Here is a 24,566-nt window from a genome sequence, read left to right as displayed (position 1 = left end):
GGACCGACCCCATGAACGCCGACCTCATCGTGCGCGCCGCACGGATCGAGAACTTCGACGCCGCTCCCGACCGGACCACCGCCACCGTGGTGGCCGTCCAGGACGGCAGGATCGTCGCCGTCGGCGGCGACAACCTCCTGCGCGAGCGGGCGGGCGCCGCCACCCGGGTGCTGGACTTCCCCGGAGCCACCCTGGTTCCGGGCCTGACCGATTCCCACGCCCACCCGGTGTGGGGATCGATCGAAGTCGGCACCGGTCTGGACCTCGGCGGAGCGAGCACCCTCGACGAGGTCTGCGCACGGATCGCCGGCCGTCTCGCGGAGCAGGGCGGCCCCGCCTGGGTGACCGGCTTCGACCTCGACGTCAACGTCTTCGACGGGCAGCCCACCGGACAGCCGCTGGAGCACCGCTTTCCGGGGGTGCCGATCTCGCTCATGACCCGCGACGCGCACTCCCTGGTGGTCAGCCCGGCCGTGATCGACCGGATAGGCCTGACCGGTGCGGAGACCTTCGACGACGCCTCCCGGATCGTCGTCGGTCCGGACGGCCGGCCCACCGGCTTCGTCCTCGAGCTCCAGGCCATGGACCTCGTGTTCGCCCACTATCCCGCCGTACCGCTCGCCGAAGCCGTCCGGCACGTCACCGACCGACTGCGCACGTTCGCCGCGACCGGCCTCACGGGCCTGCACGCGCTGGACTTCGCTTCCCCCTCGGAGGAGGTCTACCGCGCGATCGAACGAGCGGGTGACCTGCCCGTGCGCGTGCGCTGCTCACCGCTCGTACCGGCCGACTCCACGCGGGAGGACTGGGAGGCCGTGGTCGCCCAGCAGCGGCTCGCGGGGCGCCGCTGGCACGTCGCGGGCGCCAAGTTCATGCTGGACGGCACCGCGGACAACGGCTCCGCCTGGTTCGAGCACCCCGACGTCTTCGGACAGAACCGCCTGCCCCTGTGGAAGGACGTGGAGGGCTACCGCGAGGCCGTCCGCTTCTTCACCGAGCTCGACGTCCCCACCGCCACGCACGCCATCGGCGACCAGGCGGTCCGCACCGCCCTCGACGTGATCGAGGAGACCGGCCACGCCGCGTCCGCCCCCCATCGGATCGAGCACATCGAGTCGATCCCCGACGATCTGCTTCCCCGCTTCGCGGCCCTCGGCGTCGTCGCGGGTCTCCAGCCCGTCCACGCGACCCGGATGACCAGGGCGGACCGGAGCGACAACTGGTCCCACCGGATCGGCCCGGAGCGTGCCGCCCACGGCTGGCGCACCCGTGACCTGCTGGACCACGGTGCCGTCGTCGCCCTCGGATCCGACTGGCCCATCGGGATCGGCGACCCCCGGACCGCCCTCTCCGACGCCCAGCTGCGACGCCCCGTCGACGAGCCGGCCACCGTCCCCGTCCAGCCCGGCCAGCGGATCAGCGCCCGGGAGGCCTACGCGGGGATGACCCGCTCCCCCGCCATCGCCGCGGGCTCCGCCGGCCGGCTCGGCCGGATCGCCCCGGGCTACCTGGCCGACCTCACGGTGTTCGCACGCAACCCGCTCGACCTGAGCCCCGAGCAACAGGCCGGCAACCCCGTCCTCGCCACCGTCGTCGACGGTTCCGTCCTCCACCACACCGCCCAGGAGTGCGCCTCGTGACCTCTGCCCCGTACCCCCGCCCCGAAGACCGCCTCCACGTGAGCGTCGACGCCACCGACCCGCGGGCCCGCGGCCGGTCCCGGGGCCGGCAGCTCGCCGACGGCCTGCACGGCGCGCTCGACTCCTACGACCGTCTCTTCGCGCTCGCCGGCATCCGGCCCGCCACGGTCCGCTCCGACGCGGAGCTCGCGCTCGACGCCGTCGACGCCTTCCGCCCGGCGCTGCGCGAACAGATCGAAGGCATCGCCGACGCGGCTCGGGTCGAGCCCTGGCAGATCGCCGCCCTCAACGCCCGTACGGAGATCCTCGCCCGCAGCCGCACCGTCCCGCCCGGCGAGTGCTCGACCGTCGTACGGCGCCTGCCGAGGCCCGGCGGCGCCGTCGCCCCGGTCGGCGTGCAGACCTGGGACTGGCACGTCGAGCTCAGCTCCTCCTGGCATACGGTCGCCAGCGCCGGCGCGACGTACCGGTACGCCGGCATCACCGAGCACGGCATCCTCGCCAAGATCGGCGTGAACAGCGCCGGGCTCGCCCTGCACTTCAACATCCTCGGACACCGGGACGACCGCGCCGGCGGCGTACCGGTACACGTCCTCGCCGCCGCCGTCCTCGAAGAGGCGGGCAGCACCGAGCACGCCCGGGAGATCCTGCTCGACGCCCCGCTCACCTCGTCCGGATCCTTCGCCCTCTTCGACCGGCACAACGCCCTGCTCCTCGACCTCAGCCCGGTGGGAATCTACGAGGTTCCCGAAGCGGCCCCGGGGACGCACCTGCGCACCAACCACTTCCTCACGGCCGTCCCGGCCGCGCACGAGAAGAGCTCGCTCTACCAGCCCGATTCCGGTGAGCGCTACGCGTTCCTCCGTGACCGGATCGAGCAGGCCCCCGTGGAGCGGGCCGAGGAACTGGTCGAGCGGCTGATCACCGGTCCGGGGGAACCACCGCTGACCTGCGTCCCCGACATGAACGCCCCGTCGGGGCACCGTTGGGCAAGTCTGGCCACCGTCGTCCTCGACCCCGCCACCCGCACGGCACAGGTGCTCGACGGCACTCCCGCCGAACACGCGAGCCGCCCCTGGCGCACCCTGCGGGCGTGACGGCAGCGTGCCCGTGCCCATCCGCCGGCGGCTGATGGTGGGCACGTGCACATGGCCCGGGTGCGCGGCCGTCCTCGAAGCTGAACGTCCACGAGCGGCGCACCCGCGACCGCCGGGCGGCGGGGTGCGGACGGCTCCGACTTCCACGACGGCCTGCCGTGCGCACCCGCGCCCGCGGGAAGGACTCCCATGCTCACTCCCCCCGAAGCGATCCACGCGATCGCGACGCGCAAGGCGATGCGCCGGCTGCTGCCGCTGCTCGGACTCGCGTACTTCATGTCGTACGTGGACCGGACGAACGTCGCGCTGGCCAAGAGCCAGCTCGAGGCCGATCTCGGCATCGGCGCCGCCGCGTACGGGCTCGGCGCGGGTGTCTTCTTCGTCAGTTACGCGCTCCTGGAGATCCCGAGCAACCTGCTGCTCTACCGGATCGGAGCCCGCGCCTGGATAGCGCGGATCGCGGTCACCTGGGGCCTGGTCTCCGCCGCGATGATGTTCGCCCAGGGGGAGACCTCCTTCTACGTGCTGCGGTTCGCCCTCGGCGCCGCCGAGGCCGGCCTGTACCCGGCCCTCATGTACACGGTCACGCTCTGGTTCTCCCAGCGGCACCGCGTCACCGTCGTCGGCCTCGTGTACACCGCACCGGCTGCCGCGACGATCCTGGGCGCCCCGGCCGGCGGGGGCCTCATGACCCTCGACGGGGTGGCCGGACTCCACGGATGGCAGTGGATGTTCCTGGTCGAGGGCCTGGTCACCGTCTGCGTCGGCGTCCTGGTCTGGATCGCCCTCCCCAGCCGCCCGCAGGACGCCCGCTGGCTCTCGGCGCAGGAGGCCGCCGCCCTTTCGGAGGGCGCCGCCGGGAACGGCGAGCCGTCGCCGCACCGGCTGCGCGGAAACCTCGGGCGGGCCTTCGGGCGTCCGGTGGTACTGCTGCTCGCCGGCACGTACTTCCTGAACCAGATCGTCGGATCCGCCATCGGGTTCAACCTGCCGTCCCTCGTGGGAGGGCTGGGCGTCAAGGGTCCCTTCGCGATCGGGCTGGTCACCGGCAGCATGGGCGTGGCGATCCTCGCCGGTGTCCTGTTCTTTCCCTGGCTGCACGGCCGGACCGGCAAGGACACCGGACTGATCGTGCTGTGCGCCGTCGGCGCCACGGCCGTCATGGGCGCCTACCTGCTGACCGACTCCGTGGTGGCCCGCTACGCGCTGCTCTTCGCCGCCAACTTCTTCCTGACCGGCACCCTGCCCCTGTTCTGGTCCGTGGCCATGTCACGGATGTCCGGTCTGATGGCCGCCGCGGGCCTGGCCTTCATCAACACCGTGGGCCTGCTCGGCGGCTTCTTCGGGCCGATGCTGTTCGGCCTGATCGAGGGCCGCACCGGGAGCGCCCGCGCCCCGTTCTACTTCGTGGTCGCCGCGGGCCTGGCGGGGATCGCCCTGGCCGGCCTCCTCAAGCGGACCGTCACCCGTGAGAACGGAGACGGGGACGGGGAACGGGCCCACGCCGCCCGGGTGCCCGCGATCGCCGCCGACTGACCCGGCGCCGAAGCCTCGTACACCCCGGTCCGCCCCTCCCCCGCCGCACGTCGGCGCCGGGCGGCGGACCGGGGTCCTTCGCCGTGCGGCCGGCACGGTGCTCACGCGATGGTGCAGGTCAGAGTGTTCCACCCGGCAAAGCGGCCGCTTATCCTTCGGCCATGAACGAGGAGCTGGCGCTGCGCCGCGAGCTGTCCCAGACCCTGGTCGCCGACATCGACCGGCTCATCGACAGCCTGGTGGCCGACATCTGCGCCCACAGCCCGCGGTACGCCAGCGGCAGCCCGGTCACGCGCGAGGACCTGCGGCTCGCCCTGCGCGGCAACATGGAGCTGGCGCTGCTCGAGTTCGCCGGAATGCCCGCGGCCGAGCGCGGCTTCGAAGCCGCGGCCGCCGAGAACGGCCGGCTGCGCGCCGAGCAGGGCATGCCGCTGGCCACGGTGCTCCAGGCCTACCGGCGCGGCGGACGGGTCCTGTGGCAGGCGATGGCCGACTGGATGCGCGGCCGCTCGCCCGACCAGCAGCACCTGGTGGGAGACATGGCCGGCGCCGTGTGGGAGACCATCGACCGGTTCTCCTCGGCGGTCGCGGACGCCTACCGGCTGCGCACCCTCGAACTCCAGCACCGCGAATCCTCCCGGCGCGGCGCCCTCTTCGAGGCCCTCCTGGACGGCCGGGCCAGCGATCCGGCCGTGGCCAACGCCGCGGCCACCGCGCTCGGCGTGCCGCGGCAGGGCCGGTACGTCGCGGTCGTCATCGCCCAGGACGCCCAGGACCCCGCTTCCCCGCCCGACCCCGGACCCGCGCTCGAAGCCCTCGGCACGTGGTCGTTCTGGCGGCCCCGCGCCGAGACCGTCGCAGGCCTGGTCCGGGTCAAGGGGCATGGGTCGGACCCCGAGCTGCTCGCCGGCGTACTGCGCGGCCAGGCCGTCTGCCGTGCCGGGATATCGCCGCCCTTCGAGGAACTGGCCGCCGCCGCGCAGGGATTCCGGCTCGCCCGGCGCGCCCTGGACACCCTCCCTCCCCGGAGCGGCGAGGTCGCCTCCCTGGACGAACGCCTGGTGCACGCCGCCCTCGGCGCAGAACCCGAGATCGCGGACCGCCTGGCCGTCCGCTACCTCGATGCGGTACTGCGCAGCGGCCCCGAGCGCCCGGTGCTGCTGGAGACCCTGCGGGTCTGGCTCGACTCGGGCTGCTCGGCGTCCAGTGCCGCCACCCGGCTGTTCTGCCACCGCAACACGATCCTCAACCGCATCAGCCGCGTCGCCGAACTGACGGGCTGGCCGGCCGACTCCGGTGAGGCCCGGCTGGGTTGGGCGCTCGCCCTGCGCGCCCTCGAACTGGAGCACTGAGGGCGGGGGCGAGACGGGGCGGGCCGGGACGCCGCGCGGCCCAGCCGTCGCTGCCCCGTGCCGCCGCCCCGTGCCGCTGCCCACCGTACGCACGGTGACCTTGGGCCCTTGCACATGGCTCCGCGACCGCGGGGTGCCGGAAGCTGAGGCCGTCGGACACCCCCGTCCGTACGTGCAAGGGAGCAGCCGTGCAGTTGAGCGTCGCCACCATCCTCAAGGAATCCGCCGTCCGCCATCCCGACCGGACCGCGGTCGTCGACGGCGGGGTCCGCGTCTCCTACCGCGCGCTGTGGCTCGACGTCATGCGCTTCGCGGCCCGGTTGCGCGACCACGGCGTCGGCCCCGGGGACCGGGTCGCCCTGCTGCTGCCCAACACCGCCGACTTCCCGCGCGCCTACTACGCCGTCCTCGCGGCGGGCGGCACGGTCGTCCCGGTGCACGGCCTGCTCGTCGCCGACGAGGTGGCCTACGTGCTGCGGCACAGCGGATGCCGCACGGTCGTCACCGCCCCCGGTCCCCTCGCGGCCGTCGCCGAGGCCGCGGCGGCCGGCGCCGGTGCCGACGTCCTGCGCGTGACCACCGACGGCGAACCGCTGGAGCGGGCCGTACCGCGCGGGGCCGAGGACACCGCCGTGATCCTCTACACCAGCGGCACCACCGGCAGGCCCAAGGGCGCTCTCCTCACTCATGCCAACCTGGTGATGAACGCGTCCGTCTGCGCCCAGGACCTGTTCGCGCTGACCCCCGAGGACGTGGTCCTAGGCTGTCTGCCGCTCTTCCACAGCTTCGGCCAGTCCTGCGCCATGAACGCCGCCCTGCGCGCCGGCTCCGCCCTCGTGCTGTGCGAGCGCTTCGCCGGCCCCGACGCGCTCGTCCTCATGATCCGCGAACGGGTCAGCGTCTTCATGGGTGTTCCGACGATGTACCACGCCCTGACCGAGGCGGTCGAGCGCGGCGCCGCGCCTCCCCGCAGCCTGCGCATGGCCGTGTCCGGCGGGGCGGCCCTGCCCACGGCACTGCTCGAACGCTTCGAGGCCGCCCTCGGCACCGTCGTACTGGAGGGGTACGGACTGACCGAGACCTCGCCCGCCGCCCTGTTCAACCACCCCGTGACCGGGCGCCGGCCGGGCACCGTCGGGCACCCCGTCTGGGGGGTCGAGGCGGCCGTCGCCGACCCGGACGCCGAGGACCGGGTCGTGCTGCTTCCCGCCGGGGAGGTGGGCGAGGTCGTGCTGCGCGGCCACAACGTCTTCGCCGGGTACCTCGACGACCCGGAGGCGACCGCGGCCGCCGTCGTGGACGGCTGGTTCCGCACCGGGGACCTCGGTGTGCACGACGCCGACGGATTCCTGACCATCGTCGACCGCAAGAAGGACCTCATCATCCGCGGCGGCTTCAACGTCTACCCCCGCGAGGTCGAGGAGACTTTGGCCCGCCACCCCTCCGTCGCCCGGGTCAGCGTCCTCGGTCTGCCGGACGAGACCAGGGGCGAGGAGATCTGCGCCGCCGTCGTGCTGCGCCCCGGCGCCGCCGACACCCCGCAGGACATCGTCGCCTGGGCGCGCGAACACCTGGGCAAGCACAAGTACCCGCGCGTGGTCCGCCTGTTCGACGAGCTGCCGCTCGGCCCGAGCGGCAAGGTCCTCAAGCGCGAGTTGAAGGAGGCCTGCGCATGAGCGTCGTCGAGACAAGGTGCGGTCGGATCCGCGGCAGCGTCGAGGACGGCTTCGCCGTCTTCCGCGGGATCCCGTACGCCGCCGCGCCCGTGGGCCCGCTGCGGTTCGCGCCACCGGCGCCCGTACCGGCCTGGGAGGGCGTCCTCGAGGCCACCGCCTTCGGCCCGACCGCCCCGAAGAACCCGTACGCCCCGCCCCTGGACGCGCTCCTGCCCGACCCGGAGGTCCCCGGCGACGCCTGCCTGAACCTCAACGTCTGGACGGCCGCGCCGGATGACGCCGCCCGCCCCGTGATGGTGTGGATCCACGGCGGCGCCCTGCGCAACGGCAGTTCGGGCGTGCCGAGTTATGACGGGCGGGCCTTCGCCCGCGACGGAGTCGTGCTCGTCTCGGTCAACTACCGGCTCGGCATCGAGGGGTTCGGCGTCTTCCCGGACGCCCCGGCCAACCTCGGTCTGCGCGACCAGATCGCGGCGCTCGGCTGGATCCGCGACAACATCCGCTCGTTCGGCGGCGATCCCGGCAACGTCACCGTCTTCGGCGAGTCCGCGGGCGCCATCAGCATCGCCGCCCTGCTCGCGAGCCCGCACGCCGAGGGGCTCTTCCGGCGGGCGGTCCTGCAGAGCGGGGCGCCCTCGGCCGTCGACCGGTCACGGGCCGCCCGCACCACGAGCGCCATCGCCGAACGCCTCGGGGTCCCGGCCACGGCCGCCGGCTTCGCGCGTGCCGACCGTGACCGGCTGCTGGCCGCGCAGCGGTCGGCCACCGCGGGCGGCACGCCGCTGACCGGCGGCCTCGGCTTCCACCTCGTCGTCGACGGCGACGTCCTGCCCGAGGACCCCGCCACCGCTCTCGCCGCCGGCGCCTCCGACGGCATCGACGTCCTGATGGGCGGCACCACCGACGAGTACCGGCTCTGGTTCGTGCCCGGCGGCCTCGTCGAGCGCATCGGCACCGCGACCCTGTGGGCCGCGGTGCTCAAGGACCGGGCGCCCTGGCGGGCCCCGGGCGTGTACCGCGCGTCGATGCCGGATGCCTCACCGGGCGAGATCCTCGGCGCCATGATCACCGACAAGGTGCTGCGCGTCCCCCTCAACCGCCTCGCGGACGCGCGCAGCGGCCGCCCGGGCCGGACCTGGGTCTACGAGTTCGCCTGGCCCTCGCCGCTCCACGATCTGCGCGCCTGCCACGCGCTGGAGATCGGCTTCGTCTTCGACACCCTCGACTCGCCGGACAGCCTGCTCCTCGCGGGGCCGACGGCTCCGCGCCACCTGGCCCGGTCCATGCACTCCGCGTGGGTCGCCTTCGCGCACGGCGACGGTCCCGGCTGGACGGAGTGGAACGCCGAGCGGCCCGTCATGACCTACGGGGCCGAGGGCGCCCGGGTCCTCCTCGCGCCCCGCGACCGGGAGCGGCGCCTCTGGAGGTGACGGTGGCGCGCACGCCCCGTACACCGGCACCCGCCCGGCACGCGATCGGCACTCGTTCGGCAACCCCACGCACCCCCACACGCAGCACCCGCTCCCCCTCGCCCCCACCCCCATGCCAGCCGTACAGCCACGAAAGGGCCATCCCCATGAAGACGCCACTGCGCGCACTGCTGGTCACCACCCTGCTCTGCGGATCCGTCCTCACTGCACCGGCCGCCACCGCGGCGGAAGGGGACCGCCTCGAGTACGTGGCCCTCGGCGACTCCTACGCCGCCGCGCCGCTGGTCCGTCCCGCCGACCCCGCCGACGCGAAATGCATCCGCTCGCTCTCCGACTACCCGCACGTCGCCGCCGCGGCGCTCGGCGCCGCCCTGACCGATGTGACCTGCTCGGGCGCCAGGGCCGCCGACTTCAGCGCTTCCCAGTTCACGGGCACGGCGCCGCAGTACGACGCCCTCTCCGCCGACACCGACCTCGTCAGCATCACCATCGGCGCGAACGACAACGCCCTCTCCGGCCTCACCACCGGCTGTCTCAACACCCTGCCCCGGCCCTTCGGCAAGAGCTGCGCCGCCGCCAACACCGAAGGCGGCGCCGACCGGTACGGCACCGCCATCGACGCCTGGGCACCGGCGTTCGACGCGGTCCTGGACACCGTCCGCCGGCGCGCGCCGCACGCGCGGGTCTTCGTCGTCGGCTACGGCAGGTACTTCCGGGCCGGGGGCTGCTTCCCCTTCCAGCCCTACTGGGGCCAGGACGCCGACTACGTCCAGGCGAAGGTGGACCAGCTGGGCGGGGTGCTGCGTGCTGCGGCCGCCCGGCACGGAGCCGCGTTCGTCGACACCGGGGCCCTGGGCTCCGGCCACGACGCCTGCGCCCCCGCGGCCGACCGCTACATCGAGGGCGCCGTCTCCACCCGCGACGCCTTCCCGCTGCACCCGAACGCCCAGGGCTCCCGCGCCTTCGGCCTGGCTCTGGCCGACGCCGTACGTGCGGACGCAGTGCGCTAACGGCCCATACGTGCGGACCTCAGACGGCGGACGAGGCGAACTTCTCGCTGAGGATCCGTTCGGGGGCCACTGCGTGTTCCGCCGCGACGCGTTCCACCGCGTCGATGAGCCCGGGGGATCCGCAGACGTACAGGTCCGGGTCGGCCCCGCCCCGTGCCCGTAGCTCCGCGAGGTCCGAGGCGAGTGCCTCGATCATGCGGCCCTGCCGGTAGCCGGGGCGGTCGACCGGTTCCTTCACGGAGAACACCGTACGGAGCTGCGGGAGCTCGTCCCGCAGCGCCTGCACGGCGTCCGCACCGCACAGCCATGGCGCGGTGTCGGCCCCGCCGTAGAACCGCAGCGGATGGCTCTCGCCGAACTCGGCCATCCTGCGGGCCATCGACAGGAGGGGCGCCACGCCGGTGCCGCCGGCCACGAACCACCGGTCGCGCAGCCCCGTCTCCACCAGGCCGAACGCACCCTGCGGGCCCAGGACGGTCAGGCGGTCGCCGAGCGCGGCCCGGTCCCGCAGCCAGTTCGAGAAGTACCCGTCGGGGCGGAGCCTGATGTAGAACTCCAGATCGCCGTCCCAGTTCGGGGCGTTGGCGTACGAGTAGGCCCGGGACTCGGTGTCCTCGCCGGGGATGCGCAGCTGGGCGAACTGGCCGGGCTCGAACTCGGCACCGCTGCCGAGCACGGGGTCCTCGTCCAGCCGGAGCACCAGGCGCACCAGGCTCCCGGGGAGCGGTTCGAGCAGGGTGACGGTGGCGGTGCGCTCCGCGATGCGGCCGGTCAGGACCCGGGAGCGCTCGTAGGGGAGGCTGATCGACAGCGGTCCCAGGGGGTACGTACAGCACAGCAGCGCACCTCCCGCGCGGGCCCGTTCGGCGCTGAGGGCTTCGGGGTTGTGGGCGCCGTGGTCGTACGTGCCTTCGGTGACCGTGGCGATGCAGGCGCCGCACGTGCCCTTGCGGCACAGGGACGGCAGGAGGTATCCGGCGTCGGCGGCGGCGTCCAGGACGGACTGGCCCGGTGCGCAGGGTGCCTCGACGGCTTCGCCGTCGAGGGTGGTCATGCGCAGGGTGAACGGTTCCGTGAGGGGATCGGCGCTGGTGGTGGCGGTCATCGGGCCGTCCCCAGGGCTTCGGCGAGGTCGTGTTCGACGCTCTGGCTGGCGCGCAGTCCGAAGCGCTCGCACAGGAGCTGCCAGACCGGTTCGGTGACGAAGGCGGGCACGGTCGGGCCGGTGCGGACGTTGCGCAGGCCCAGGTAGAGGATGGTGGTGAGGACGGCGAGGGCCTTCTGCTCGAACCAGGCCAGCACGATGGTCAGGGGAAGGTCGTTGACGTCGGTGTCGAGTGCGGTGGCGAGGGTCTGGGCCACGCGGATGGCGGCGTAGGTGTCGTTGCACTGGCCGACGTCGAGGAGACGGGGCAGGCCGCCCGGAGTGGCGCCGTGGGTGAGCTTGTTGAAGCGGTACTTGTTGCAGCCCAGGGTGAGGATCACCGACTCGTCGGGGGTGGCCCGGGCGAGTTCCGTGTAGTAGTCGCGGCCGGGGGCGGCGCCGTCGCAGCCGCCGATGAGGAACATGTGGCGGATGTCGCCGGAGTGCACGGCGTCGATGATGTTCTGGGAGATCGACAGCAGCGCCTTGCGGCCGTAGCCGATGGTGATGATCTCCTCGGGTGCGGTCTCGGGGAACCCGGGGGTGGCCTTGGCGGCACGGACGACGCCGCGGAAGTCGTAGTCGTCGACGTGCCGGACGCCGGGCCAGCCCACGGGGCCGGTGGTGAAGGTGCGGGTCTTGTAGGCCGGCAGGGGCTCGATCAGGCAGTTGGAGGTCATGACGATCGGACCGGGGAAGGCCGTGAAGTCCTGCTGCTGGTCCTGCCAGGCCCCGCCGTAGTTCCCCGCGAGGTGCGGGTACTTGCCCAGCTCGGGGTACGCGTGGGCCGGCAGCATCTCGCCGTGGGTGTAGACCTGGATGCCGGTGCCCTCGGTCTGCTTGAGCAGTTCGACGAGTTCGTCGAAGCCGTGGCCGCTGATCAGAACGGCCTTGCCGGCCACCGGGGATATGCGGACCTTGGTGGGCGCGGGAGAGCCGAAGGTCTCGGTGTTGGCGCTGTCCAGCAGGGCCATGACCTCCAGGTTCACGCGTCCGACCTCCAGTGCGCGTGCCAGCAGGTCCTCCGCGTCGGCGGGCTCGCCCGCCAGGTAGTCCAGGGTCTCTTCCATCCCGGCGTCGACCTCGATGCTGCGGTAGCCGATGACGCGGGCGTGGTGGATGTACGCACAGACCCCCTTGAGCGCGTACAGGACGAAGGCGCGCAGTCCGACCACGGCCTCCCCGACCTGCTCCTGGCCGACCCGGATGCCGGCCCGGTCCGCTTGTGCGAGGAGCCCCTCCACGTCACCGGCCGGCTCGAAGGCGGCGGGGCCCTCCGGGATCCAGGGATCCCGTCCCGCGGCCCGAGCCGCGTCCTCGTAGGCGGAGCGGACCCGGGCACGCACCTCGGACGCCTCGTGGATCAGCTTCACGAACCGGGTGGCGTTGAAGTTCACGTTGGTCAGCGTGGAGAAGAGCCCGTAGGCCACGAAGGCGGAGGCCTGCGGATCGGTCGCGCCGAGTGCCCGGCCACGCACGGCGTACTGGGAGATGCCCTTGCACAGGTGGATGAGCAGGTCCTGCAGTGCGGCGGTGATCTCGTCTTTGCCGCAACTGCCCTTGGTGTGGCACCCGGGGGTCGGTCCGGTCCGGTCGGTCTGCTCGCACTGGTAACAGAACACGTTCGTCCTTCTGGTCTGGCCGGGCCGCGGCGGGCGCCCGGCCGATCCGGGCGGCGCGGTCTTCCGGCACCTTCGACCACGACCGTAGGGACGGATCGGCGCAATGTCCTTGACCAAGGTCAAACCTGGTGAAATCTATACTCAAGGACATGTCGCAGCCTGTGCCCGTGCCCGACCTCGCGCTGATTCCGCTGTTCAGCACGGTGAGTCCCGAAGACCTGAGCCGGATCCGCCGGAGCGTCAAGGCAGTCAGCCACCGCAAGGGCGAGGTGATCGTGGAGGCGGGTGACACGCACCGGTGGTTCTACTACGTCCTCAGCGGGGACGTGCGCCTGGTCGTCTCGTCGGACACCGCCGAACAGAAGGTGATCTCCCTGGTCTCCGCCGGGCAGACCTTCGGTGAAGCCCTCCTCTTCACCGGGCGGCCGTACCCCGTCTCCGCCGTGGCGCTCTCCGCGGTGCAGCTGCTCGCCATCCCGCACGGCCCGGTGCTCGAACTCGCGCAGCAGAGCCCCGACTTCGCCCTGCGGATGGCCGGCGGTCTCGCCCGGCGGCTGCACCAGCTCGTCTCCGACGTAGAGTCCTACGCCCTGCACACCGGAACCCAGCGGGTGCTGGCCTACCTCGAGCAGCTGGCCGCGGAGCGCCACGGGCGGCCCCTGCGCTACCCGGCCCTCATCCAGCTGCCCGCGGACAAGGGAGTCATCGCCTCGCGCCTCAGTCTCAAGCCGGAGACCTTCTCGCGCGTCCTGCGCCGGCTGTCCCAGGCCGGCACCATCCTGGTCGACGGTCGCCGCATCACCCTGCTCGCGCCGCCCGAGCCGGGCACCGGCCTGCTGTAGCCCGTCCCGTGCCGGACGCGCTCAGAGGCTCAGCCGCTCCGCGCCCGTGTAGACGTTGCCTTCGCGTCCCCGCAGGAATCCCACGACGGTCACGCCGAGTTCGGTGGCGAGGTCCACGGCCAGTGTCGAGGGTGCGGAGACGGCGGCGAGCACCGGAATGCCGGCCATGGCCGCCTTCTGGGTCAGCTCGAAGGAGGCGCGGCCGCTGACCATCAGGATCCGGCCCCTGAGCGGGAGCTGCCCGCTGCGCAGCGCCCAGCCGACGACCTTGTCCACCGCGTTGTGCCGGCCCACGTCCTCACGGGCGCAGAGGAGCTCCCCGTCTGCGGTGAACAGACCGGCCGCGTGCAGACCTCCGGTCGCGTCGAAGGTCTTCTGCCGCGCGCGCAGCCGTTCGGGCAGGGCGTACAGGACCTCCGGAGCGAGCCGTACCGGATCCCCGGCGACGTTCCAGCGGGACGCGGTGCGGACGGCTTCGATGGTGTCCTTGCCGCAGACTCCGCAGGCGCTGGACATCAGGAGGTTGCGGTGGGTGGACAACGGCAACGGGGCTTCCCCGTCCCGCAGTTCCGCACTGATCACGTTGTAGGTGTTCTGGCCGTCGGTGCCGGTGCCCGAGCAGTAGCGCAGGGACACCAGGTCCTCGGTCGTCGCGGCGAGGCCCTCGGAGACCAGCAGTCCGGCCACCAGGTCGAAGTCGTCTCCGGGGGTGCGCATGGTCACCGTCAGCGGTTCCTTGCCGAGACGGATCTCCAGGGGCTCCTCCCCCGCGAGCGTGTCGGGGCGCGTCGTGGAGGTGTCGCCGCGCAGCTTGAGGACGGGGCGTCGTCCGGTGACCCGGCTCATGGCGGCTCTCCTTCAGATGACGGCGACGGCGTCGGGACCGCTGTCGGGTTCGAACCGGATGACGACGGCCTTGTAGACGGGGGTGTTGCTGATGTCCGAGGTGGCCTCGAGGGGCACCAGAACGGTGGCTTCGGGCATGTACGCCGCCGCGCAGCCCCTGGCCGTCGGGTAGGAGACGACCTTGAAGTGGGCGGCCCGGCGCTCGCGGCCGTCGGGCCCTTCGGAGACCAGGTCGACGTAGGCGCCCTCGCGCAGTCCCAGACCGTCGATGTCCGCGGGGTTCACCAGGACGACGCGGCGCCCGTCGCGGATACCGCGGTAGCGGTCGTCGAGTCCGTAGATCGTGGTGTTGTACTGGTCGTGCGAGCGCAGGGTCTGCAGCAGCAGCCGGCCTTCCGGGATGGCGAGGACCACCATGTCGTTGACGGTGAAGTTCGCCTTGCCGGTGTGGGTGGGGAAACTGCGGCTGTCGCGGGGTGCGTGCGGGAGGGCGAACCCTCCGGGCCGGCGCACCCGTGCGTTGAAGTCCTCGAAGCCGGGCACCACGCGCTCGATGCGCTCGCGCAGGGTGTCGTAGTCGAGGGCGAACTCCTCCCAGGGCACGTCGTCGCCGGATCCCAGGGCGGCGCGGGCCATGGCGCAGACGATGGCCGTCTCCGAGCGGAGCGCGGGCTCGCCCTTCAGGCGGCCGCGCGAGGCGTGGACGAGTCCCATGGAGTCCTCGACGGTCACGAACTGCGGGCCGGCCTCGGTGCGGTCGGCGTCCGAGCGTCCCAGCGTGGGCAGGATCAGGGCGCGCCTGCCGGTGACGAGGTGGGAGCGGTTGAGCTTGGTGGAGATCTGCACGGTCAGCGCGCAGCGCCGTACCGCTTCTTCGGTGACCGGGGTGTCGGGGGCCGCGGCGACGAAGTTGCCGCCCATGCCGACGAAGACCTTGACCTTGTCGTCGCGCATGGCACGGATGGCGTTGACCGAGTCGTAGCCGTGGTGTCGCGGCGAGGTGAAGCGGAACTCGGCGTCCAGAGCCTGGTGGAAGGCCTCGGGCATGCGCTCGAAGATGCCCATGGTCCGGTCGCCCTGGACGTTGGAGTGCCCGCGTACGGGGCAGACGCCCGCGCCCGGCCGGCCCACGTTGCCGCGCAGCAGGAGGAAGTTCACGATCTCGCGCAGGGTGGGCACGGAATGCTTGTGCTGGGTGAGCCCGAGGGCCCAGCAGACGATGACGCTCTCGGCCTCGCGCACCATGCCCGCGGCCTGCTCGATCTGCGTGCGGGGCAGCCCGGTGGCCGCCAGTACGTCGTCCCAGCGGGTCGTGCGGGCGTCGCGTTCCCAGGCCTCGAAGCCCAGGGTGTGTTCCTCGATGAAGGCCCGGTCCACGACGGAGCCGGGGGCCGCGTCCTCCTCTTCGAGGAGGAGCAGGTTCAGGGCCCGGAACAGGGCGAGGTCGCCGCCCGCGCGGATCTGCAGGAAGAGATCGGTCAGCTTGGTGCCGTCACCCACGACGCCGCGGACGTGCTGCGGGTTCTTGAAGCGCTCGAGGCCCGCTTCGGGCAGCGGGTTGACGCTGATCACCTTGCCGCCGTTGCCCTTGGTCTTCTCCAGGGCGGCCATCATCCGGGGGTGGTTGGTGCCCGGGTTCTGGCCGGCGACGATCACCAGGTCGGCGTGGTGGATGTCGTCGAGGGAGACGCTGCCCTTTCCTATGCCGAGGGTCTCGACCAGGGCCGATCCGGTCGATTCGTGGCACAGGTTGGCGCAGTCGGGCAGGTTGTTGGTGCCCAGGCGCCGGGCGAAGAGCTGGAGGGCGAAGGCGGGCTCGTTGGGCGTGCGGCCCGAGGTGTAGAAGACGGCTTCGTCGGGAGAGTCCAGGGCGGCGAACTCCTCGCCGATGATCTCGTAGGCCCGCTCCCAGCTGACCGGCGCGTAGTGGCTCGCGCCCTCGTCGAGGAACATCGGCTCGGTGAGGCGGCCCTGCTGGCCAAGCCAGTACCCGGACCGGCCGAGCAGTTCCTCGACGCCGTACCGGGCGAAGAAGGCGGGGGTGACCCGGCGCCGGGTGCCCTCCTCGGCGACGGCCTTCGCCCCGTTCTCGCAGAACTCGGCCTTGTGGACCTTCGACTCCTCGGGCCAGGCACAGCCCGGGCAGTCGAAGCCGTCGGGCTGGTTGACCCGTAGCAACGTACGCGCACTGCGCACGACGCCCATCTGCTGCCGGGCCATGCGCATCGCGTTGGTGACCGCGTGCACGCCCACCGCGTGGTGCTCGGGCGGGGTGATGCGGGGGTCGTCCTGAACGGGATCGGACCCGGGTGCGCGGCCGGCCATCATGCTCCTCGATGCGGTCGCCGTGCCCGCACCGGTCCCCTTCGGGTCCCGTGGGACCGGCGAAGCGATCACAACCCTTCGAGGCTACGGCGGCCGGTGTCCTCTGTTCACGGGACCAAAGCACCTGGTCGGCCGGCTGAAGGTCGCGGGGCCGGCCGGCCGAAGGTCCACGGCCGGAAGACCGGGAGGGGTGCCGTCAGCAGGTCTTCCGGTAGGGGAGGTCCGGGAGGTAGGTGCTCCAGTCGGACCGGGAGAGGCCGGTTCCGGAGCGGGTGCAGACGGACTCTGCCAGGCGGTCCGGGGTCACCTGGTGGGTGCGGACGGTGCTGTGTTCGCCCGCGCTGTGCAGGGTCCGGCCGTCGGGTGAGAAGGCGACGGCGACGATTCCGTCGCCGGGGGTCGGCAGCGGTGGTCCCAGCGGTTGGCCCGAGTTCACGTCCCAGAGCCGGAGCGTGCCGGAGGCGCCCGCCACGGCCAGCGTGCGGCCGTCGGGGGAAAAGGCCAGGGCGGTGACGGCCTTCGCGGAGTCGAGGCCGATCGCGTCCGCGCCGGCCGGGAGGGTGGCCAGGCGTCGCTCGGCCTCGCCGTCCCAAAGGGTGACCCCGCCCGTCGTGTCGCCGACGGCCAGGCGCGTGGTGTCGGGGCTGTAGGCCATCACCCCGCCCTGTTCCGTGGCGGGGCCCCGTTCGGTGCGCCGGCCGGTGGTGATGTCGAAGGTGTCCGAGGAGGTCGTGAGCAGGCGGCCGTCAGGGCGGACCGTGACCCGGGCGGACCGGTCGCTCCGCGGGTTCGGCACGGGGGTGGTCCGGTCCTTCGTAAGGTCCTGGGCGAGGGTCTTCCGCTGTCCGCTCGCCACGTCCCGGACGTCCAGGGTGTCGACGCCCGCCCGCGTCGTGAGCAGGGACCGGCCGTCGGGTGAGACGGCCATTCCCGTGATGGGCATCCGGGCGGCGAAGGGCGGTTCCGGGTCGGTGGGGAGGGGGCGGGCCGTGTTCGCCGGCACGTCCCACAGAGCCGGCTCCTGGGAGCGCTTCGCGGGCGTCTCGCCCGCCGGCCGCTCCTCCCCCGCGTCGGAGCCTTCGGCGAAGTCGGTCCGGGCGTGGGCGAGGGTGCGGCCGTCGGGGCTGAGCGCGAGGAGGACTCGGCAGTCGTGTCGCGCGGGAGTTTCGGTGGGTTCCGGTAGGGCTTTCGGGCAGTCGGCCGGCGGCGTACGGGCCGTGCGGCGGCCGTCGGCGACGGCGTAGGCCTCGAACCAGGTGCTGTCTCCCTGCCGGCGGTCGACCGCGACGGTCGTGGCGTCCGCGCTGAAGGTGCCCGTCGACGCGGGTTCGGGGTTCCAGTCCGCCGTCGCGGCCGTTCCGTAGGAGATCGTGCGCACCACGGTGTCCCCGAGCCGGCGTTCGGTCAGGTACCTGATGACTCCGTCCTTCGGGTCGATCCGGAGCTGGGAGGCGGCCCCGTTGGTGAGGGAGTACCGGAAGACCGGCCTTTCGGGCGCGGAGAGCCGCCACATCAGGATCTCCCGGCCGTCGACGGCCGCGGCGAACCGGCCGTCGGGGCTGGTGGTCATCTCGGTCAGGCCGGGGTGGTTGATCCCGGCCGGTTCCCGGCCCGTGACCGGGTCCCACAGGCTGAGGCCGCCCGGTTCCTGGGCCGCGAGGACGGCGCCGTCGCCGGTGAAGCGGAACGCGTCCACGGCGCACGCTCCGGGGCGGGACGCGGGGAGCTCGGTGCGCCGGGCGACGTCCCAGACCTTCAGGGGCACGTCGGCCCGTTCGAAGGCGCCGACCGCGTCCCCTCCCCGGGCGCACAGGGCGAGGTGGCGTCCGTCCGGGCTGAGCGCCCACATCGGGTGCCGCCCGGTCGGCACCTCGAGCAGGGTGCGGCCGCTCCGTAGGTCCCGGAGCGAGAGCCTGCCGGTGGCACCGTCCATGTCCAGGTCGGCGACGACCTGTTCGGCGGCCGTCCAGCCGATGGAAGCGCCCACCGGGTGGGGCACGGCGTCGAGCGCCGTCCCGGTCACCAGGTCCAGCCGTCGCGCCCCGCTCTCGGATCCGGGCTCCGGCTTCGCCTGGCCCCCCTGCACCAGGGCGGTGCGGCCGTCCGGGGAGATTCCGCGGAACAGGGACAGCGGGTCGAGGGCCGTCTCCGGTCCGACGGCCGTCTTCTTCGTGACGTCCCAGGCGCGCAGGGAGTCCACGTCGACGGTGACCGCGATCCGGCCGTCCGCGCTCAGCCGGACCGGGGACGCGGGGTGGGAGGTCCAGGGGCCCGCCTCGTCCGGTACGTCGTAGGCGTCGGACTCGGCCTGGACGGACGCCGCCAGCAGCGCCGACCGGGTCTCGGCGGTCTCGGCGACCCGCCAGGCGGCCACGCTCAGCCGCATCGCCAACTCGGGGTCGGAGCCCCGTAGGCCCTGGGCCACGGCTGCCAGCTGCGCGGCGGCCAGTTCCTCCCCCTTGGCCTTGCGGATCTCGGCGTCGACCCGCTGCCGTACGTTGTCGCGGCCCTGCTGCCAGGCGGTCGTGCTCGCCATCGTGAGGAGGACCAGGAGGAGGCCGACGACGGAGGTGACGCCGCGACGGATCCGACGCGTGCGGGCGCGGGACGCCAGGCCCGCGCGCAGGAACTCCCTCTCCGCCGGTATCAGTTCGGCGGAGCGGTCCGCGTCGGCGGCGAACGTGGCCTCGGCCTCGGCCAGTTCGCCTCCGCGCAGGAGCGCCCCGGTGTCGCGTCGGCGGGTCAGCCAGTTCTGGGTGGCCTGGGTGAGCCGGCGGTGGCGCCGCAGTCGTTCGCGATCGGTGTCGATCCAGCCGCTCAGCCGTGGCCACGCGGTGATCAGGGCCTCGTGCGCCAGGTCCACGACGTCCTGGTCCAGGGTGACGAGCCGGGCCCGGGCCAGCCGGTCGAGCACGGCCCCCGCTTCGGCGGCCTCCGGCGAGTCCGGGGGCACGAGGATGTCGCGGGGTACGGGCCTGCGGGTGTCGGGGGCTCCGTCGCCGGGGGCTCCGTCGCCGGGAGTGATCAGGTTCAGCAGGAGGCGACGCGCGACGGGGGCGCGGTCGGGCCCGAGTGCCGCGTACACCTCCTCGGCGGTCTGGGCCAGGGCGCCGCGCAGACCGCCGGCCGCCTCGTGTCCGGCCAGGGTCAGCGTGCGCCCGCGGCGGCGCCGCCAGGTCTCCAGCAGGGCGTGGGAGAGCAGCGGCAGGCTGCCGGGTTCGCGGGTGACCTCTTCCACGAGCCGGGCCGTGAGGGCGCGTTCGACGGTGAGGCCGGCCGCTGCCGCGGGGCGCACGATCGCGCCGCGCATCTCCTCGGCGGTCAGCGGGCCCACGGGGAGGGCCGCGGCCCGGGCGGCCTCGGCCAGGGCGGGGTGGGCCAGGCAGTTCGCGTAGAAGTCGGCGCGCACGGCGAGCACCACGCGGATCCGGCTTCCGGGGTGGCGGGCGGCGAGGAGGGCGGCGAGGAAGTCGCGTCGTTCGCCGGGGTCCGTGCAGAGGGTGAAGACCTCCTCGAACTGGTCGACGATCAGCCAGGTCTCGCCGTCTCCGGCGGCGGGGGCGAGAACCGGTGCGTGGGTCCGCATCGGGTGTTCGCCGGGGGTGAGGACGCGCAGGGCCGCGGCGGGTGGCAGCGGTGGTGCGGAGCGGCGCAGTCGCGGGATGAGACCGGCCCGCAGCAGGGAGGACTTGCCGCTGCCGGAGGGGCCGAGGACGACGGCGAAGCGGTGTTCGGCGACCAGGGCCGTCAGGTGGTCGGTCAGCCGTTCCCGGCCGAAGAACACCGCTTCGTCCTCGGGTTCGAAGCGCGTCAGGCCCCTGTAGGGCGCAGTGCCCCCGCTGTCGGCGCCGAGTTCGAGGGAGGCCAGGGCTTCGGTCGCGGCTTCTGCTTCGGCCGCGGCCTCGGCCTCGTGCCATCTGCGTTCCCATTCCGTCCGGGCGCCGCCGCAGACCTCGGCGTAGGCCAGCGTCACGGGCAGGCTCGGGAGCCGCTTTCCGGCGGCGGCCTGGGAGAGCGCCGTCACCGAATAGCCGGCCCGCGCGGACAGTTCCCGGTAGGGGACGGAGCCGGCCGCGCGGCGCAGTGCGCGGAGCTCGGCGGCGAACCGGGCGGTGGGACCGGCTTGTGGATCGAGCGCCTTCTCCGGCCTTCCCGCACCGCGTCCCATGGTGTTCCCTCCCCCGGGATCAAGATCTTTTCCACCGTATGCGGGGGCATCAGCAGCCACAAGGGCCTCTTCAGCCACGGAAAACAATTGTTCAGCCCCCGAATCGACGCTGCTGAACAATCCGCGAGCCGGTGGACTGCTGCCGTACCCCGGTCGCCGAGCGGCCCGGACGGCCGGCCCCGCCCACCCTGCTTCTCCCCCTGGGGGCTGGTGGGACACGGGCCGTCCGGGCCCCGGCGACCGGCCTCACCCCCAACGCCAGGCACACACCGCACACACCACGTACGCCACGTACGCCACACGACGGGGCGCGCGCCATGGCTCCGGCCGCCGTGCGCGCCTTCCACAGGAGCAGAGTTGTTCACACGGACCCACATGCCTCGACGCGCCACGGGGGCCCTCGCCCTCGCCACGGCCGTCGTCGCCCTCAGCACGGGGCTGACCGGCCCCGCGGGGGCGGCACCCGCCGCCTCCCCCACCAGGAGCACCACGGCCGCCCCCGTGACCGTCACGCTGATCACCGGCGACCGCGTGACCGTGAACGGCAGCGGCGCCGTCGTGCGCTTCGAGCCCGGCAAGGGCCGCGAGCGCGTACCGGTCGAGATCGAACGCGCCGACGGCCGCACCCTGGTCCTGCCCGCAGACGCCCGGGCCCTGCTCGCCGCCGGCAAGCTGGACCGGCGCCTCTTCGACGTCACCACGCTCGCCGACCCGACCCTGCGCGCACTGCACCGCGGTGGGCTGGGCCTGATCGTCCAGTACGAGGGCTCCGCCGGGGCGGCGCGTGCGGAGCTGCGGTCCGCCGCCGGCAACGGTGCGGGGCGCACCCTCCAGACCGTCAACGCCGAAGCCGTCAAGGCATCGCCCGCTGACGCCACGAAGGTCTGGGAGGCCCTGACGGAGCCCACCGCGCGGGGCCTGCGCGCCACCGGCGCCGGCATCGGCAAGGTCTGGCTGGACGGCGTGCGCAAGGCGAGCCTGGACAAGAGCACGAAGCAGATCGGCGCCGACCGGGCCTGGCAGGCCGGGTTCGACGGCACGGGCGTGAAGATCGCCGTCCTGGACACCGGTGTCGACAAGACCCACGCGGACCTGAAGAGCCAGGTCGTCGGGGAGAAGAACTTCTCCGACTCCCCCGACACCACCGACCGCGTCGGCCACGGCACCCACGTGGCCTCCATCGCCGCCGGGACCGGTGCCGCGTCCGGCGGGGCGATGAAGGGCGTGGCGCCCGGTGCCAAGGTAATCAGCGGCAAGGTCCTCGACGACCGGGGCTACGGCTCCGATTCCGCGGTCATCGCGGGCATGGAGTGGGCCGTCGCCGAAGGTGCGGCCGTCGTCAACCTCAGCCTCGGAAGCCGCGACTTCCCCGGCGTGGACCCGGTCGAGGCCACCGTCGACCGGCTGTCGGCGGAGAAGGGTGTCCTGTTCGCCGTCGCCGCGGGCAACGACGGTGCCGGCGAGTCCACGGTCGGCTCGCCCGGCAGCGCCGACGCCGCCCTGACCGTCGGCGCCGTCGACTCCAAGGACGTCCTCGCGGAGTTCTCCAGCCGGGGCCCGCGCGTCGGCGACGGCGCGGTCAAGCCCGACCTCACCGCGCCCGGCGTGGGCATCGCCGCCGCGGCGGCCCCGGGGAGCAAGCTCGACACCGACCCCGGCGCCCAGCACCCCGCCCCGGGATACCTGCAGCTCAACGGCACCTCCATGGCCACCCCGCACGTGGCCGGAGCGGCAGCGCTGCTGAAGCAGAAGAACCCAGGCTGGACCGGGACCGAGCTCAAGGGCGCCCTGACCGCGTCCACGAAGGACGGCTCGGTCGGCGTCCAGCAGCAGGGCACCGGCCGCGTGCAGGTGGACAAGGCCCTCACCCAGACGGTGATCACCGAGCAGCCGTCGGTGTCCCTCGGCACGGCCCAGTGGCCGCACTCCGACGACAAGCCCCTCACCAAGAAGATCGCCTACCGCAACCTCGGCGCGACCGACATCACGCTCGACCTCGCGGTGACCGGCACCGACTCCCACGGGAAGCCCGCCCCGGCCGGGTTCTTCGCGCTCGGCGCCACCAAGGTGACCGTGCCCGCCGGGGGACGGGCCGAGGTCGACCTTGCCGCCGACACCCGGCTCGGCGACGTCGACGGCGCGTTCTCCGGCTACGTCACCGCCACCGGCGGCGGCCAGTCCGTCCGTACGGGCGCGGCCGCCGTCCGTGAGGCCGAGGCGTACGACGTCACCATCACGACCGTCGACCGCGACGGCGCCCCTGCCCGCGAGTTCTCCCACTCCCTGTTCGGAATCGGCGGCGCCGCCGACGGCATATGGACGGGGGTCAGCAACGAGTCCGGCTCCGGCACCCTGCGGCTGCCCAAGGGCACCTACGCCCTCCACGGCGCCGTGTACCAGGACGGCTCGGACCTCACCAAGGGCGTCGACTGGCTCGTCCAGCCGCGGCTGGAGGTCGCCGGAACCACCAAGGTCACAGTCGACGCACGCACCGCGAAGCCGGTGGACATCACCGTTCCCGGTCTGGCCACGGCCGACTTCGCCCTGCCGTACTACCAGCAGAAGGTCGGCGAAGGCCACCTCGGCAGCGGCTGGGTCCTCCCCAAGGGGTACACCGGGTTCCGCTCCGCCCACATGGGGCCGGCCGTGACCGACGGCTCGCTCACGCAGAGCTGGCTGGCGACCTTCCTCAAGGACCCTGCCACCCAGTACAACGTTGCCCTCGGCGGTGTCACGAAGCGTCTCGCCACCGGGTACAAGCGGCACCTGAAGGCGACCGAACTGGCGAAGCTCTCCGTGGAGATGGGCGCGTCCGCCCCCGGCAAGTCCGGCTACGCCTACGCCGCCCCCACCCTGCCCGGCATGTCCCAGGGCGACTTCTACGGGGCCAACCAGCCCGCTCCCGGCACCCGTACGCTCATGCTCTCCGCCCTCGACGGTGCCACCTGGCGCAGCGGGTTCTGGCAGCTCGGCGCCCCGAACGCGGACGGCGACCAGCGCATCGAGGCGGACCAGGCCGCCCTGGAGCCGAAGCGCTACGCGGCGGGCTCCACCCATCGCGAGACCTTCAACACCGGCGTCTTCTCACCGCTCCTGGGCGCCCCGGGCCTGGGCGTGTTCCGCAGCGCACCCGACCCGGAGACGGGCAAGCAGACCATCACCGGCGCGGTACCGCTGTTCGGCGACGGCGCCGGCCACGCGGGTTCCTCGGCGCTCACCAAGACCGCCACCACCCTGTACCGCAACGGCGTCAAGGTCGGCGAGAACGAGGACCCGCTGAGCGGCTGGGAGCCCTTCACGGTCGACGCCGCCGATGCCGAGTACCGGCTGACGACCTCCGTCGAGCGGTCCGCGGACGTCTCCGCCGTCTCCACCCGCATCGACACGAGCTTCACCTTCCGCTCGCGTCAGGTCGCCGCCCACACCGCGCTCCCGGTCTCAACGGTGCGCTTCGCGGCCCCGCTCGACATCGCCTCCCGCGCCCCGGCGGGCAAGGTCACCCGGATCCCCGTGACCGTGCAGGGAGCGGCCTCCGGGAAGAACCTCAAGGGGCTCACGGTCTCCGTGAGCCTCGACGGCGGCACGACCTGGAAGCGGGTCAAGGTCACCGACGGCGCCTTCTCCGTCCGGAACCCCGCGAAGAACCAGGGCATCTCCTTCCGGGCCCAGGTCACCGACAAGCAGGGCAACGTATCCGAGGTCACGATCGTCAACGCCTACCTGGGCAAGTGATCCCGGTTCCCTGAGCCCCGTTTACCCGTTCGCCCGTCCGCCCGCCCGCCCGCCCGCCCGTCACGACACGTGGCGGGCGGGCGCTCGGGCGTCCGCCCGGCTCGGATCACGCGCGTGCAGATGTTCCGGCCGGCGCCGAACTCCAC

The 24,566-nt window shown here is 73.2% G+C and carries 14 protein-coding genes; 9 read left to right on the top strand and 5 right to left on the bottom strand.

The window, feature by feature from the left end; genetic code table 11:
- Positions 1-11 precede the first annotated feature (11 nt).
- From ACFRU2_RS04035 to ACFRU2_RS04005, 7 genes are all read left to right on the top strand, one after another.
- The gene (locus tag ACFRU2_RS04035; protein ID WP_382967283.1) at positions 12-1,640 is read left to right on the top strand and encodes an amidohydrolase; all 1,629 of its coding nucleotides are present in this window, start codon (positions 12-14) and stop codon (positions 1,638-1,640) included.
- Positions 1,637-2,737, top strand: a complete 1,101-nt coding sequence (locus ACFRU2_RS04030) for a C45 family autoproteolytic acyltransferase/hydolase (RefSeq protein ID WP_382967281.1) — start codon at positions 1,637-1,639, stop codon at positions 2,735-2,737. The genes ACFRU2_RS04035 and ACFRU2_RS04030 overlap by 4 nt, the downstream gene beginning before the upstream one ends.
- Positions 2,738-2,926: 189 nt before the next feature.
- A complete protein-coding gene (locus ACFRU2_RS04025) occupies positions 2,927-4,273 on the top strand; it encodes an MFS transporter (RefSeq protein ID WP_382967279.1) in 1,347 nt (448 codons plus the stop codon).
- Positions 4,274-4,434: 161 nt separating this feature from the next.
- A complete protein-coding gene (locus ACFRU2_RS04020; RefSeq protein WP_382967277.1) occupies positions 4,435-5,625 on the top strand; it encodes a PucR family transcriptional regulator in 1,191 nt (396 codons plus the stop codon).
- Between the two features lie 188 nt (positions 5,626-5,813).
- Positions 5,814-7,301 (top strand): long-chain fatty acid--CoA ligase, encoded by a 1,488-nt coding sequence (locus tag ACFRU2_RS04015; protein ID WP_382967275.1) that lies wholly within the window; start codon positions 5,814-5,816, stop codon positions 7,299-7,301.
- Entirely contained in the window at positions 7,298-8,731 is a 1,434-nt protein-coding gene (locus ACFRU2_RS04010; protein WP_382967273.1) for a carboxylesterase/lipase family protein, read from the top strand. Before ACFRU2_RS04015 ends, ACFRU2_RS04010 begins: the two co-directional genes overlap by 4 nt.
- Positions 8,732-8,877: 146 nt before the next feature.
- Positions 8,878-9,741 (top strand): SGNH/GDSL hydrolase family protein, encoded by an 864-nt coding sequence (locus ACFRU2_RS04005; RefSeq protein WP_382967271.1) that lies wholly within the window; start codon positions 8,878-8,880, stop codon positions 9,739-9,741.
- A 19-nt stretch (positions 9,742-9,760) separates the two neighbouring features.
- Here the strand turns inward: ACFRU2_RS04005 and ACFRU2_RS04000 are convergent, their stop codons facing one another.
- Together ACFRU2_RS04000 and hcp are read right to left on the bottom strand one after the other, a co-directional pair.
- Positions 9,761-10,846 (bottom strand): 2Fe-2S iron-sulfur cluster-binding protein, encoded by a 1,086-nt coding sequence (locus ACFRU2_RS04000; RefSeq protein WP_382967270.1) that lies wholly within the window; start codon positions 10,844-10,846, stop codon positions 9,761-9,763.
- On the bottom strand, positions 10,843-12,507 hold the full coding sequence (gene hcp / locus ACFRU2_RS03995; RefSeq protein WP_382967268.1) for a hydroxylamine reductase: 1,665 nt from the start codon (positions 12,505-12,507) through the stop codon (positions 10,843-10,845). The genes ACFRU2_RS04000 and hcp overlap by 4 nt, the downstream gene beginning before the upstream one ends.
- 149 nt (positions 12,508-12,656) lie before the next feature.
- On the opposite strand from hcp, the gene ACFRU2_RS03990 reads away from it, so the two are divergent.
- Complete coding sequence (locus tag ACFRU2_RS03990) at positions 12,657-13,349, top strand: Crp/Fnr family transcriptional regulator (protein WP_382967266.1); 693 nt, start codon at positions 12,657-12,659, stop codon at positions 13,347-13,349.
- Between the two features lie 21 nt (positions 13,350-13,370).
- Here the strand turns inward: ACFRU2_RS03990 and fdhD are convergent, their stop codons facing one another.
- The 3 genes from fdhD to ACFRU2_RS03975 form a co-directional block, all read right to left on the bottom strand.
- On the bottom strand, positions 13,371-14,195 hold the full coding sequence (gene fdhD, locus ACFRU2_RS03985; RefSeq protein WP_382967264.1) for a formate dehydrogenase accessory sulfurtransferase FdhD: 825 nt from the start codon (positions 14,193-14,195) through the stop codon (positions 13,371-13,373).
- Positions 14,196-14,207: 12 nt separating this feature from the next.
- Positions 14,208-16,520, bottom strand: coding sequence for an FdhF/YdeP family oxidoreductase (locus ACFRU2_RS03980; RefSeq protein WP_382967262.1), 2,313 nt, complete (start codon positions 16,518-16,520; stop codon positions 14,208-14,210).
- A gap of 196 nt (positions 16,521-16,716) precedes the next feature.
- Positions 16,717-20,688, bottom strand: a complete 3,972-nt coding sequence (locus tag ACFRU2_RS03975; RefSeq protein WP_382967260.1) for a DNA-binding protein — start codon at positions 20,686-20,688, stop codon at positions 16,717-16,719.
- Between the two features lie 375 nt (positions 20,689-21,063).
- Between ACFRU2_RS03975 and ACFRU2_RS03970 the strand changes: the two genes are divergently transcribed.
- On the top strand, positions 21,064-24,420 hold the full coding sequence (locus tag ACFRU2_RS03970; protein WP_382967258.1) for a S8 family serine peptidase: 3,357 nt from the start codon (positions 21,064-21,066) through the stop codon (positions 24,418-24,420).
- The last annotated feature ends 146 nt before the right edge of the window (positions 24,421-24,566 follow it).

It is taken from the genome of Streptomyces sp. NPDC056883, from assembly GCF_042788835.1.
GTDB classification, from domain to species: domain Bacteria; phylum Actinomycetota; class Actinomycetes; order Streptomycetales; family Streptomycetaceae; genus Streptomyces; species Streptomyces stoeckheimensis.
The sequence above is the reverse complement of the archived record's forward strand: the minus strand, read 5'-3'. Positions and strand labels throughout refer to the sequence as shown.

What these genes read in the sequence shown, in the direction of transcription:
- ACFRU2_RS04035 (WP_382967283.1), top strand. Translation starts at nt 12, where the DNA reads ATGAACGCCGACCTCATCGTGCGCGCCGCACGGATCGAGAACTTCGAC.
- ACFRU2_RS04025 (WP_382967279.1), top strand. Translation starts at nt 2,927, where the DNA reads ATGCTCACTCCCCCCGAAGCGATCCACGCGATCGCGACGCGCAAGGCG.
- ACFRU2_RS04020 (WP_382967277.1), top strand. Translation starts at nt 4,435, where the DNA reads ATGAACGAGGAGCTGGCGCTGCGCCGCGAGCTGTCCCAGACCCTGGTC.
- ACFRU2_RS04010 (WP_382967273.1), top strand. Translation starts at nt 7,298, where the DNA reads ATGAGCGTCGTCGAGACAAGGTGCGGTCGGATCCGCGGCAGCGTCGAG.
- ACFRU2_RS04005 (WP_382967271.1), top strand. Translation starts at nt 8,878, where the DNA reads ATGAAGACGCCACTGCGCGCACTGCTGGTCACCACCCTGCTCTGCGGA.
- ACFRU2_RS04000 (WP_382967270.1), bottom strand. Translation starts at nt 10,846, where the DNA reads ATGACCGCCACCACCAGCGCCGATCCCCTCACGGAACCGTTCACCCTG.
- ACFRU2_RS03990 (WP_382967266.1), top strand. Translation starts at nt 12,657, where the DNA reads ATGTCGCAGCCTGTGCCCGTGCCCGACCTCGCGCTGATTCCGCTGTTC.
- fdhD (WP_382967264.1), bottom strand. Translation starts at nt 14,195, where the DNA reads ATGAGCCGGGTCACCGGACGACGCCCCGTCCTCAAGCTGCGCGGCGAC.
- ACFRU2_RS03980 (WP_382967262.1), bottom strand. Translation starts at nt 16,520, where the DNA reads ATGGCCGGCCGCGCACCCGGGTCCGATCCCGTTCAGGACGACCCCCGC.
- ACFRU2_RS03975 (WP_382967260.1), bottom strand. Translation starts at nt 20,688, where the DNA reads ATGGGACGCGGTGCGGGAAGGCCGGAGAAGGCGCTCGATCCACAAGCC.
- ACFRU2_RS03970 (WP_382967258.1), top strand. Translation starts at nt 21,064, where the DNA reads ATGCCTCGACGCGCCACGGGGGCCCTCGCCCTCGCCACGGCCGTCGTC.